Source organism: Paenibacillus urinalis, assembly GCF_028747985.1.
GTDB lineage: Bacteria > Bacillota > Bacilli > Paenibacillales > Paenibacillaceae > Paenibacillus > Paenibacillus urinalis.
In genome coordinates this window covers 519,621-531,665 of sequence record NZ_CP118108.1, presented here as the reverse complement: position 1 = coordinate 531,665, position 12,045 = coordinate 519,621, and the positions used below count along the sequence as shown (strand labels likewise).

The window sequence follows — 12,045 nt, the reverse complement described above, 5'->3', positions numbered from 1 at the left end:
CTAATATGTGAACAATTTATGAATTTTATTTGACGTGCATGAGATCAGCTCGCCAAAAATTTCATAATTTTTGTCATTATTAACTGAGGGGGCTTTTTAATATGAGATTGAAGGATAAGGTTGCAGTTATTACAGGAGCAGCATCAGGTATGGGACAAGCCGAGGCTATTCGCTTTGCCAAGGAAGGTGCAAAAGTCGTCGTCGCGGATTTGAATTTAGAAGGTGCTCAGGCTGTTGCTAATGAGATTAAAGCATTTGGTGGAGATGCAATCGCCGTCGTAGTGAACGTTATGAAGACCGAGGATATTATAAACTGCGTAAATGTAACAGAAAGTACATTTGGACCTGTCGATATCTTAGTAAATAATGCCGGTGTATTTGACAAGTATGCTGCATCATTAGATACCACCTTGGACCAATGGAACTTCTTTTTAAATGTCAACCTAACAAGCGTATTCGAATTCTCAAATGCAGTATTGCCAAGCATGATCGAGCGCGGTACGGGATCGATTGTTAATATAGCTTCAGTAGCCGGTCTTGTTGCAGGCAAAGGCGGGGCTGCTTACACAGCCACCAAACATGGAGTTATCGGATATACAAAGCATCTATCTTCTGAATATGCTAGATACGGTATTAAAATTAACGCAATTTGTCCAGGAACAATTGAAACACCATTAGTTAAAGATGTGTTGGCCGGTATCCCTAAAGATCTTGTACCAACCCGTACTTTTGGACAAGTAGAACAAGTGGCCGATCTGGCGGTATTCTTAGCATCGGATGAAGCGAAATTCATGAGTGGTGTAGCTGTACCCATTGACGGTGGATTTACTATTCAATAATTCACAATTATTAAAGCGCTTCAATTTTCAAAAATTCTAAAGGAGGAGCAATCGTGCTTGCTTCTCCTTTGTCATGAGGTGGATAGATGAATAAGAAGGGGAAAATTCATTATGCTTGGTGGATCATGATTGCAAGTTCTGCGATTTATGCCGCAAGCGTAGGAATTATCGTCAGCTGTGCCGGTTTACTTTACCGCGCAGTAGCAGAAGATTTTGAAGTTGGTGTTTCCGAGATCAGTTTATACACGTCGTTAATGTATTTAACGATTACCGTGCTGCTTCCTTTTGCAGGGAAGATATTAAATAAGTTTGATATTCGCTATGTGTTGACACTTGCTGGACTTGTTAATGCTGTAGCTTTTGGCTTAATGGGTACTTATAACTCGGTGTTCCCATTTTATTTTTCTGGTATTGCTTTAGGTATTGGTAGTACGTTCTTAATCTACGGCTCAATCCCCCTAATCATGAACAACTGGTTCAAAGCTAAAGTTGGAACCACATTAGGGATCGCTATGGCATTTATGGGAATTGGCGGTGCGGTTTTTGCACAAATCACAGCCCTCTTCATCGAATCCATTGGCTGGCGCATGACCTATGTCGTCTTAGGTATGATCGTAGCCATTCTAATTTTGCCATTCTCTATTTTTGTCATTCGTTCGAAGCCCGAGGAATTGAATATGAAACCTTATGGTGCCGATGGAGCGAAAAAAACAGATTCTGAGCCTGCTGTACAAAAAACTGCAGAGACAGGCGTGACCAAAAGTGCTGCAATGAGGTCTCCAGCATTCTATTTGGTTATGCTCTTTACAGGTCTCTTTGGTCTGGCTTCGACAGTCAGCTTCCACGTACCAAACTTTGTACAATCAGTGGGATTCACCGCTGCCATGGCTGCAGTTGGTGTAACTTGTGTAACCATTGGTCAAACAGGCGGTAAATTTCTACTAGGTGCAATAAATGATAGATTCGGCATAAAAGCAGCTCTGTTTGTGGGGATCGGTAGTGGGATGATTGGTGTAATTGCACTACTTATTTCTGACTCGTTCGGAATAGGTATACTTTATGCTGGTGCACTGCTGTTCGGAATCGGATTCTCAGGCTCGACTTTACTTCCCCCTGTGGTCATACGTGAAGTATTCGGCGGGCGTGATTATGCTTCCATCTATACAACTATTATGTCGGCTTCCACATTAGGTGTCGCATTTGGTACAACATTATTTAGTTACCTTTATGACATCACAAGCTCTTACTATATCGTGTTCATTATCGTAATTGCGATATTTATTGTTTCAATTTCTTCAAGTTTATTTTCTTTAGCTTGGAAGAAAAGATTAAATGTCTAAGAACTAAACAATCCACTAACAAAATCTTCTGAGATTTTGTTAGTGGATTGTTTGTTGTGAGGAACCTAGGCGTCTAAACACCACTTGACGCGAAAAATTCTGAGAGAAACTGATAAAACAGCTGCTCTGTTGGCAGTAATTTTCGCTGCGTTGGGATGATCACACCTACAGTTCGAGTCACCTCAGGCCCGACGAGAGGAATTTTCACCGTGGAATGTGGAATGCTGTCAACCAAGGTGACCTCGGGCATCAGTGCAACACCCAGTCCTGCGGAGACCAAGCCCTTCAACGCATCGATATCATCCCCTTCGAAGGCAATATGGGGAGTAAACCCGATCTCACTGCAAGCCTTCAGCACAATCTCCCGAAAAATTGTCCCTTCGGGCAGTGTAACGAATGCATCATCCTGCATGTCGGACAATTGAATCGCCGTTCGATCCGCAAGCCGATGCTGAAGCGGCAATAGTGCCACAATACGTTCCGTGAAGAGAAGCTTGGACTGAATCTGAGGATCTTCACCAGGCAGCGGGGCAATCATAGCCAGATTAAATTCGCCATTAATGACACCGTCTATTAAATCCCGGTAAAGGGCCTGTCTCATCTGGAATCTGGCTTCCGGATACCGCTGACGGAAGGCATAGATGACGGTCGGCAGTACATGAGCGGCCAAGCTGATCGGAAATGCAATACGGACAACACCCTTCTCCGGATCCAAATATTCCTTCACTTCTCGTTCCGCCTCACCGATCATATTCATCACTTGCTCTACACGTGCCAGCAGTATTTTCCCGATTGGTGTCAGCTTCACTCGCCGTCCTTTGCGAATAAAGAGATCCACGCCAAGCTCGCTTTCCAGCTGAACGATCTGCCTGCTGACCGAAGATTGGGCAACGTGCAAAGCATTAGCTGCATCGGTTACATGCTCACGCCTCGCAACCTCAATAAAGTAACGCATCTGCCTAATCTCCATGGAACTCCCCCCTCCCCTTATGCGCAAAACGCATTAACTTTATCTTATCTATATATTGAAGCGATGAATTAGTTGAATTTAATATTAAACTACAATCAGATAAAGAGAAATAGGTAAACGACAAATGAATTCACACACATCAAAGGGAGTGGAACAATGAGTTTAGTGAAGGAAGTAGAGCAAGCACCAACGGGGCATGCAGATGCGGCACAGCAATACGTTAATGAGGTATTCGAAACCGTTCAGAAGCGAAACCCGGGTGAAACGGAATTCCATCAAGCAGTCAAAGAAGTTCTGATCTCCTTGATTCCTGTTCTGGCCCGTAATCCGCAGTACGTGAAGCACGCTATCCTGGATCGGTTGGTCGAACCGGACAGGCTCGTATCTTTCCGTGTGCCTTGGGTAGATGATCAGGGAACCGTTCAAGTGAACCGAGGATACCGTGTCCAATTCAGCAATGCGATCGGTCCTTACAAGGGCGGGCTCCGGTTCCATCCCTCGGTTAACGCGAGCATTATCAAATTTTTGGGATTTGAACAGATCTTCAAAAATTCGTTAACCGGTCAACCGATTGGCGGCGGTAAAGGCGGCTCTGACTTTGATCCCAAAGGAAAAACCGACCTCGAAATTATGCGCTTCTGCCAAAGCAACATGACCGAGCTGTCAAAACATATTGGACCGGATACAGATGTTCCTGCCGGCGACATTGGTGTCGGTGCCAGAGAAATCGGCTACATGTTCGGTCACTACAAGCGGCTGGTCGGTGCGTACGAAGCAGGTGTTCTTACCGGCAAAGGTATTGGATACGGCGGAAGCCTGGGACGTAAAGAAGCCACCGGCTACGGAGCGGTATACTTTGTGGAGCAGATGCTGCAGAATGCGGACCTCAGCTTCAACGGAAGCCGCGTCGTGGTATCAGGCTCAGGAAACGTCTCCATCTATGCCATGGAAAAAGCAATGCAGTTAGGCGCCAAAGTGGTCGCGTGCAGCGACTCCAGCGGCTATATTTATCATGAAGCAGGTATTAACCTGGATACAATCAAACGGCTGAAGGAAGTAGAGAATCGCAGATGCGAGGAGTATGTGCTTGAGCATCCGGATGCGATCTATGTTGCGGGCTGCTCCGGCATTTGGACGATTCCTTGTGATATCGCCTTGCCATGCGCGACTCAGAACGAAATAGACAAAGCTTCCGCTGAATTACTTGTCCACAATGGCGTGAAAGCCGTCGGCGAAGGTGCCAACATGCCTTCTACACTCGAAGCTGTGGATGTCTTCCTCGAGAACAATGTCTTATTCGCTCCCGCTAAAGCGGCGAATGCCGGCGGCGTATCCGTGTCGGCCTTGGAGATGGCACAGAATAGCGCAAGGCTATCCTGGACAATGGAGGAAGTCGATACGAAGCTGCAACAGATCATGAGCAATATTTATAACGAGTGTATGAGCGCTTCCGAGGAATACGGTCTTGCGGGCAACCTGGTCATTGGTGCCAATATTGCCGGGTTTGTCAAAGTGGCCGATGCGATGATTGCTCAAGGCGTTTAATGCGAGCTAATTGCTCAGGGCACCAATGAGAGGAGTATACAAACTTCTCTTAAAAAACATGAAGAATACAAACAGCTGCTGCCGATTACTGGCAACAGCTGTTGTGCGTTAAAGCGATATAATAAACTATCGTTCTAACACTTACTTCATACTTACTACAGGACAATGCGTAAGGACAACAACGTTCCAAGCAGAATACTTAGAGCCTGGTCCCTCCTGTGGCATCAATAAATTGACCCGTGATCCATCGTGCCTCCTCAGATGCTACAAACGCAACTACATCAGCGATGTCTTTCGTGGTGCCAACTCTTCCAAAAGCAGACATGGAAGCTGCTTCAGCATGAGCTTCTGGGTTGGCGAGCCATTCCTTGTTCATATCAGTAGCTGTAGTTCCAGGTCTTACTGCGTTAACCGTAATACCTCTTGATGCAAAAAGCGGAGCTAACGCTAAAGTGAGTGTCTCCACGGCTCCCTTCGAAGCTGAATAGATGGAATGCGTCGGACCGGCAACACGAGTAAAGCCAGTAGAAATGTTAATAATTCGACCACCGCTTCGCATAAATGGGCTAGCTGCTTGGGTAAGAAAGTATGGAGCTTTAAGATTAACATCTATAACATCATCAAACGTTTCAATTGATGTCTCTTCAAAAGGAATGGCCGGTGCAATACCTGCGTTATTGACTAAAATATCCAATTTCACAGATCCAATTTCCGAACGAACAGCATCTTCAAATGCAGCCCAGAGTTTTTTCACACCGGAAATACCAGTTGTCAATTCTGCTTCCAGAGCTACAGCCTTTGAGCCCAACGCCTTAATCTCTTCAACAACTTTATAAGCAGCCCCCCTATTACTCGCGTAATGAACGCCTATAAATTCTGCTCCGCCTGCAGCTAATTTTTTGGCTATTTCAGCCCCCATCCCACGACTAGCCCCTGTGATCAAAGCAACCTTACCACTGAATCTTCCTTCGCTTGTCGACATATGATCTACTCCTTATAAGTTAATTTGAACGATCTTTAATAAAAACTTCTCAAGCATAGCTTCTGGCACTAATCCCATACTTCGCTTTAGCAAATCCATGTTTTCTACATGAAGGAACCTCCTTGAAAAGAATCTCTATGTACGTCGATGGACGACTTCGATCTGATGAGCTGTAGATTTAGTAACGACCATTACGTTAATCTATATTATATGCTTCAATTCAATATTGTCAATATCATAATGACTATTATGTTACGAGTTTATTTTTCACTCTGATACATACTGTCATTGTTCCATTAAAAGGGCGTCAGCTGTATCACATTAGGCGATTACAATACGTTTTTTTGATGAAATATGCTATCAATGCAGGCCGGGTATAGCGCCTGATACATGCCAAAAGATCCAGAAGCTCAAAATCATGGTCAAACATCTGCTGATGCAGTCCCTTTTCCAATAGACTGGTCGCATTCTGTAACGTGTGTTATGATAATGTGGAGTATGAAGATAATAGAAGATAATAATTGGATAGGAAACAATTTAATATCAATCGTTATAAAACATATTGAGGTGATCTGACTGATGGGACGTAACCGCGAATTCGATGTGGATCAGGCATTGGACGCAGCACTTTGCGTTTTTTGGCGCAAAGGCTACGAGGGCGCGTCGTACACTGACCTAACGCAGGCCACGGGTGTTGAACGCCCCGCGCTTTACTCAGCGTTTGGCAACAAGGAGGCTTTGTTCCTCCGAGCTCTTGAGCGTTATTACAAGCATTATCATGATTTCTTTCCAACAGCAATGGAACTGCCGACCTCACGGGAGGTAGTCGCACACATCTTTCGCGGTGCCGCAGAATTGCAAACTCGTTACCCGGATCATAAGGGATGTTTATATGTACACGGTGACTTGGCTGGCTCAGACGATGCCGAACCTATTCGACGTGCACTGATTAATGCGCGTGCCGATGGAGAAGCTTCACTGCGTGATCGTTTAGAGCGGGCAAAGAAGGAGGGAGATTTACCGGAAACGGCGAACTGTACTGTGCTAGCTGCATTTGTAATGGCTGTGCTCCATGGTATGGCTGTTCAAGCCAAAGCTGGCTTCAGCCGCAATATGCTAGAGGCTGTGGCTGAGCAGGCTCTCTCTACCTGGCCTAGTAGTAATTCATCTACACTTTCCAGAGAAGTTCATCCTAATTCTTAGTGCTGCGAAATCTCCTCCATTAGATCATAGTGCTATTGGGTTCTTCATCAGATACATGGCTACAGCAGCGAGCGATCAGGACGGACTAACAAAGCATTCACCAGCTTAGCAAAGAAATACAAAAAAGGCTTCCGATATTGGAAGCTTTTGCTTTTTTGGATCTCTGATTATCTTTCGTAAATCTATCATATGATAATGGCCAACAAAGTAATATTTTCTATGAAGGTTAAGGTTTATGGACGCAATACTCCCTTTTTAAAGAACTAACTGCGTGGGTTAAGGATTGCGAGGATCTGATGATCCTCCCATTTTCCATTAATATGAACATTCTGTCGAGCGATGCCCTCTTTTTGAAAGCCAACCTTCTCAAGCACTCGAATTGAAGCGATATTATGCGTCATTGCCCCTGCTTCAATTCTATGTAATTTCAATTCATTGAAGCCATAGTCCACGGCTAGCCGAACAGCCTCTGTTGTATAGCCTCTACCGTTATTTTTTTGATCTAAGTCATATCCGATATATGCACTTTGAAGAGGGCCCCTCATCACTTGGAAAAGGCTGACCGTCCCCACTAACATATTATCGGAGTTTGTAAAGATCCCAAAATCATATGCTTGGTCATTCCGCCTATTTTCGACCTGCTTTTGGATACGCTTAAGCTGTCCTTCCATCGTATAAAAATCGTCCGTACGTGTAGGAGCGTAGCTTTCAAAAAAATTACGGTTCTCTTTCTGCAACTGGAGTAGTCCAGCGGCGTCATCGACGGAAATATATCTAATATGTATGTTGTCGCTTCTCAAAGTGAGCCACTCCTCTTTTAATAATAAGTTATTAAGCATTTCTCTCTGCAATTTTGTTGGTTTCTTTTATTACAATTGCGTACATACCAATAGGCTTATTTAGAAACAATTCTCCATTAGCTTCTTCGTTTGGTTGCTCTTTACTGTCTACTCTTCCTTAATATTATATAAAATGAACTTCAGTAGAATCAATTTCATAATACCTTTAGCTGCTTCAATCTACTAACATACGTTTCAGAGTAAAGAAGAGAACCCTCGATACATCCATGCTTGCAATGAATCAAGGGTTCTCTTCTATTTCCTTAGATTTACTTTATAACATTTATTCCTAACAGCACCAGAATCCCCATTCCGACAGCCCATACGACGATGGCAATCGTCTGCCAAATCATCACATATCGTTTCGATGCACCCGACGCGATACAGACTAATGCCGCGATATGGTCTCCGATCAACAAAGGACCTAGAAGCGACACTCCGGGAACACCGTACTTTTGGAATAGATTCTGTCCGCGTTCTAGACGTTTATTTTGTTTTTCTTGTTTACGTTCGGACGATTTTCTTCCTTGCAGCCACTGCCTTACGCGATCACTAGCCAGGATAACAACCATAACCGAGATCCAGTTTCCGACGATTGCCGCTACGATCGTCATCACTGCAGGGAACCCGACCGCAATCCCTACAGGTACTGCGAAGTAGCCTTCGAGAAAGGGGATCATTCCTACAAGCATAACCCCCAGGAATTGTAATATCGGATTCGAATCTTGCAGCTGTTGCAAAAATTGTTCCAACTTGCCATCATCCTTTTCTAATTTGTTTGAATTCTGCTTCCATTAGATCTTATAAGCCTTCATCGCTTTTTTAAGCTCCTTGATACTAGGGCGTTTGCCATACATCAGTACCCCAGTGCGATAGATCTTGGCCGACAACCAGCCGAACACCAGAATCGACGCAACCAACAGGATGAGCGACACCCAGATTTCCCATACCGCAATTTCTCCCATACCGATACGAAGAATCATCACCGTTGGAGAAGTAAACGGAACGAAGCTTGAGATTTGCACGAGCAGGCTGTTCGGCGTACTAAGGCTGAAGATTCCGATATAAAAAGCAACTAAGGACAGCATCGTCATTGGTGTCAGCGCCTGACCCAGCTCTTCGGTACGGCTGACAATGGAGCCGATGGCTGCGAACAGAACCGCATACAGGAAGAAGCCCAGAATATAGAATAAGAATCCATAGATCAGTACATCCAGATTCATGGTGGACAAGTCGATATCAATACTGCGAAGCAGCTCGATATTATGCGGCAGCATCAGGTTTCCGAAGATCACAAGCCCGAAGATTCCGATCTGCGTCAGGCTGAGCAGGAAGATCCCGATGATTTTGCCAAACATTTGTGTCAGCGGCGATACGCTCGTAATAAGAATCTCCATAATCCGCGAGCTCTTCTCTGCCGTAATTTCAGATGCAATCATATTTCCGGTCATAATAATGGAGAAGAAGAACAAGATCATTAGAACATACACGAAAACATAATCAACAGCTGCACTCTCTGCCTCTGCTCCCGCACCAGCAGCATCCTGTTCCACGCTTACCTCCTGAACATCAACCACCGCCGGAACACTGATCGCCTCAATCTGCTCAGGACTAAGCGCATCCTGTACGATCGATTTGGTCTTTGCATTTTGCAATCCGGTTTGGATGGTTGTCATGACTGCCGGGGACGGATTCGCATCCTCTGCATAATAGGTAGCCATCGGTGCTGTACCGTCTCCTGCAGCATGCAGCTCAACATATCCCTCAATCACTTCATCCGCGAGGTCCGTCTTGAGCTCTGGCGCATCTGCCTGTTCATAGGTTATGAAGTGGAGAGCCGGCACCTGCTGACTGGCCACAAACTCCTCAAGCGCCTGAGCCGATGCCTGCTGCTCACCCACAACAAGCCCAATCGCCGGGATATCGGCGGGAGCATTGCCCCCACTCTCTCCGTCATTGCCTGCAAACATATCAATTACATAAGGGATATTCATGCCGATGGTCATCAGTATAGCCAGAATCAATGTCGTTATTTTAAAAGCCTTCGTCTTGGCCTTCTGCTTGTAAGTAAAACCGATAATCGTCCCGAGTTTATTCATGTCCGGTTCCTACCTCCTTGATAAAGATTTGGTTAAGCGTAGGTTCTTTAATCTCAAAATGCTCGACCGTCGATTCCTGGAGTGCTTTTTGCAGAATCAATTGAGCCGCATCGGAGGAAGAGATTGTGATCAGATATCCTTTATCCATCTCTTCTACACGAGTTACGCCTGCAATCTTCTCAAGTCCGTTCAATCTATCCGTTGTTACAAGACGCACATGCTCCCGCGGATACCGTGATTTGACCTCCTGTATATTCCCCTGCACGACCGTGTTCGAACGATGGAGAATGGTGATGTTCTTACACAGCTCTTCCACATGCTCCATCCGGTGGGTTGAGAACAGAATCGAGGTGCCTTGATCCCGAAGCTCCTTGACCGTCGCTTTGAGCAGCTCGACATTAACCGGATCCAGTCCACTGAACGCTTCATCGAGGATCAATATTTGCGGATTATGCACGACAGCAGCGATAAAGCCCATCTTCTGCTGATTCCCTTTGGACAACTCTTCGATCCGTTTATCGTAGTACTCGGGGACTTCGAACCGCTCCAGCCAGTATCGTAGGCTCTGATCCGCGTCCTTTGCATTCATACCGCGCAGCCTGCCCAGATAGTTAATCTGCTCACTGACCTTGACCTTTGGATACATTCCGCGCTCTTCGGGCAGATAACCCATCATATGCTGCAATTCAGGGCTGTATTTTTTGCCGTTGTACAAAATTTCTCCGCCGTCAGGGTAGATTAGCCCCAGCACCATGCGCATCGTTGTTGTCTTCCCCGCTCCGTTGGCACCAAGCAGGCCGTATATTTCTCCTTCGCCTACTGTGAGTGTTACGCCGTTTACCGCTGTCTTGTCTCCGTACTGCTTCATTACTTGGCTCAGTTCTAATCGATTCATCGTATCTTCTCCCCCTTTTTCGTCTCCCAGCCTGCCGGACCATATCCTTCAATCCAATAGGCCAATATTTCATCCAGCTCTAGAATTCGGGCCTTCACTGGTGTAATGCCGGATTCGGATAGAATTTCCATGACGTCGCTCGTATGTGTCGTCACAATACGGCGGATACGCCCGGTCTCCTCTGACCAATCCACAACTCCCGGCAGATGCGCCGGCTTCATATCACCCTCGTACCAAATTTCTCTCCAGCTGTCCAGAAGCAGATCTTTCTCCACCATCCCGAGGGTATGCCCTCGATGCATGAGGATAATATAGTCAGCAAGCCGACGGATTTCATCAAGGATATGAGTTGCAATGATGACAGTCGTATTCCCTAGATCCATATAGCGCTGGAGTTCTGTTATCATCTGCTTCCAAGAGAAGGGGTCCAGTCCCGAAGAAGGTTCATCCAGGATGAGCAGCCTAGGCTGTACGGCAAGCGCTGCTGCAATTTCATATTTTCTGCGCTCCCCCTTCGACATCTTCTTCAGCTTGGACTTGGTAGGAACCTCAAACTTGCTCAGCAGTTCTTCGAACAAACCTTGGTTCCAATTGGGATACCAATAAGCCCGAAATTCAGCCGCTTCCATTGCCGTCATATGATCTTCATCTAGAATGGATTTCTCTGTTACCGAACTGATCTTCTCTCGAAGCTCTGGTGGAAGCTCTCCTTCCACTTCACTTCCGTACCAGAGGATCCTCCCCGAATCAGGCATGACAATCTTCTGCAGCATATTGAGCAGCGTGCTCTTGCCCGATCCGTTATGACCTACTATGGCATATATATATCCCTCGGCCAGCTCCATATTAATGGGCCCGATCGTTTTCTCTTTTCGGGATTTATATACCTCTTTCATTGTTATTACGGGAGCTTCTGTCATGACTGCTTCTCCTCCTTACCATCGTAGACCTCACGGAGCACCTCACTAAACCATGCGGTCAGCTCTTCCTTCGTACTGCCAACGGAGATGCCAACCTTGGCTGCCTGAACAAGCGCCTCCTTAACTGCCGTCAGCTTGAACTCGTTTCGCTCCTTCATTCCGACTTCAGCTACGAAAGTGCCCGTGCCTTGTTTTGTACGAAGAAGCCCTTCATTCTCCAGATCCTGATACACTCTTCGCACGGTAATTACACTGCAGCTTAGACTGCCTGCGAATTCACGAATAGACGGCAATAGCGTTCCCTCCTTAACCTGACCGGATATAATTAGTGAACGTAGCTGACTTTCAATCTGATGGTACAAGGGCTCCGCACTGTTCTCGTTAATTTGAATAGGTATATTCACAGGTTGCGC

The 12,045-nt window shown here is 45.8% G+C and carries 12 protein-coding genes and 1 pseudogene; 5 read left to right on the top strand and 8 right to left on the bottom strand.

Annotated features, from left to right (window positions below):
- Positions 1-101: 101 nt before the first annotated feature.
- Both PUW25_RS02485 and PUW25_RS02480 read left to right on the top strand, forming a co-directional pair.
- Positions 102-839 carry an SDR family NAD(P)-dependent oxidoreductase gene (locus PUW25_RS02485; RefSeq protein WP_274337990.1) on the top strand — a complete coding sequence of 246 codons (738 nt, stop codon included), beginning with the start codon at positions 102-104 and terminating at the stop codon, positions 837-839.
- Between the two features lie 86 nt (positions 840-925).
- Positions 926-2,179, top strand: a complete 1,254-nt coding sequence (locus PUW25_RS02480) for an MFS transporter (RefSeq protein ID WP_274337989.1) — start codon at positions 926-928, stop codon at positions 2,177-2,179.
- Between the two features lie 73 nt (positions 2,180-2,252).
- On the opposite strand, the gene gltC is transcribed toward PUW25_RS02480, so the two are convergent.
- On the bottom strand, positions 2,253-3,149 hold the full coding sequence (gltC, locus tag PUW25_RS02475; RefSeq protein WP_274337988.1) for a glutamate biosynthesis transcriptional regulator GltC: 897 nt from the start codon (positions 3,147-3,149) through the stop codon (positions 2,253-2,255).
- 156 nt (positions 3,150-3,305) lie between these two features.
- Between gltC and gdhA the strand changes: the two genes are divergently transcribed.
- Positions 3,306-4,694: an NADP-specific glutamate dehydrogenase gene (gene gdhA, locus PUW25_RS02470; RefSeq protein WP_274337987.1), complete on the top strand. Its 1,389-nt coding sequence runs from the start codon at positions 3,306-3,308 to the stop codon at positions 4,692-4,694.
- A 199-nt stretch (positions 4,695-4,893) separates the two neighbouring features.
- Here the strand turns inward: gdhA and PUW25_RS02465 are convergent, their stop codons facing one another.
- Positions 4,894-5,676: an SDR family oxidoreductase gene (locus PUW25_RS02465; protein ID WP_274337986.1), complete on the bottom strand. Its 783-nt coding sequence runs from the start codon at positions 5,674-5,676 to the stop codon at positions 4,894-4,896.
- A gap of 579 nt (positions 5,677-6,255) precedes the next feature.
- Here PUW25_RS02465 and PUW25_RS02460 point away from each other — a divergent pair.
- Positions 6,256-6,414 (top strand): annotated as a pseudogene (locus PUW25_RS02460) (TetR/AcrR family transcriptional regulator); the annotation flags it as partial.
- Complete coding sequence (locus PUW25_RS02455; protein ID WP_238546351.1) at positions 6,415-6,879, top strand: TetR family transcriptional regulator C-terminal domain-containing protein; 465 nt, start codon at positions 6,415-6,417, stop codon at positions 6,877-6,879.
- Positions 6,880-7,142: 263 nt separating this feature from the next.
- Here PUW25_RS02455 and PUW25_RS02450 read toward each other — a convergent pair whose 3' ends face one another.
- The 6 genes from PUW25_RS02450 to PUW25_RS02425 form a co-directional block, all read right to left on the bottom strand.
- Positions 7,143-7,679: a GNAT family N-acetyltransferase gene (locus tag PUW25_RS02450; RefSeq protein ID WP_420800545.1), complete on the bottom strand. Its 537-nt coding sequence runs from the start codon at positions 7,677-7,679 to the stop codon at positions 7,143-7,145.
- Between the two features lie 308 nt (positions 7,680-7,987).
- Entirely contained in the window at positions 7,988-8,470 is a 483-nt protein-coding gene (locus tag PUW25_RS02445; RefSeq protein ID WP_047911504.1) for a small multi-drug export protein, read from the bottom strand.
- A 42-nt stretch (positions 8,471-8,512) separates the two neighbouring features.
- Complete coding sequence (locus PUW25_RS02440; RefSeq protein ID WP_274337984.1) at positions 8,513-9,817, bottom strand: ABC transporter permease; 1,305 nt, start codon at positions 9,815-9,817, stop codon at positions 8,513-8,515.
- Positions 9,810-10,712: an ABC transporter ATP-binding protein gene (locus PUW25_RS02435; protein ID WP_205054388.1), complete on the bottom strand. Its 903-nt coding sequence runs from the start codon at positions 10,710-10,712 to the stop codon at positions 9,810-9,812. The genes PUW25_RS02440 and PUW25_RS02435 overlap by 8 nt, the downstream gene beginning before the upstream one ends.
- Positions 10,709-11,632, bottom strand: coding sequence for an ATP-binding cassette domain-containing protein (locus PUW25_RS02430; RefSeq protein WP_205054389.1), 924 nt, complete (start codon positions 11,630-11,632; stop codon positions 10,709-10,711). Before PUW25_RS02430 ends, PUW25_RS02435 begins: the two co-directional genes overlap by 4 nt.
- Positions 11,629-12,036, bottom strand: a complete 408-nt coding sequence (locus PUW25_RS02425; protein ID WP_205054390.1) for a GntR family transcriptional regulator — start codon at positions 12,034-12,036, stop codon at positions 11,629-11,631. Before PUW25_RS02425 ends, PUW25_RS02430 begins: the two co-directional genes overlap by 4 nt.
- Positions 12,037-12,045 lie beyond the last annotated feature (9 nt).

What these genes read in the sequence shown, in the direction of transcription:
- PUW25_RS02485 (WP_274337990.1), top strand. Translation starts at nt 102, where the DNA reads ATGAGATTGAAGGATAAGGTTGCAGTTATTACAGGAGCAGCATCAGGT.
- PUW25_RS02435 (WP_205054388.1), bottom strand. Translation starts at nt 10,712, where the DNA reads ATGAATCGATTAGAACTGAGCCAAGTAATGAAGCAGTACGGAGACAAG.
- gltC (WP_274337988.1), bottom strand. Translation starts at nt 3,149, where the DNA reads ATGGAGATTAGGCAGATGCGTTACTTTATTGAGGTTGCGAGGCGTGAG.
- PUW25_RS02480 (WP_274337989.1), top strand. Translation starts at nt 926, where the DNA reads ATGAATAAGAAGGGGAAAATTCATTATGCTTGGTGGATCATGATTGCA.
- PUW25_RS02430 (WP_205054389.1), bottom strand. Translation starts at nt 11,632, where the DNA reads ATGACAGAAGCTCCCGTAATAACAATGAAAGAGGTATATAAATCCCGA.
- PUW25_RS02440 (WP_274337984.1), bottom strand. Translation starts at nt 9,817, where the DNA reads ATGAATAAACTCGGGACGATTATCGGTTTTACTTACAAGCAGAAGGCC.
- gdhA (WP_274337987.1), top strand. Translation starts at nt 3,306, where the DNA reads ATGAGTTTAGTGAAGGAAGTAGAGCAAGCACCAACGGGGCATGCAGAT.
- PUW25_RS02465 (WP_274337986.1), bottom strand. Translation starts at nt 5,676, where the DNA reads ATGTCGACAAGCGAAGGAAGATTCAGTGGTAAGGTTGCTTTGATCACA.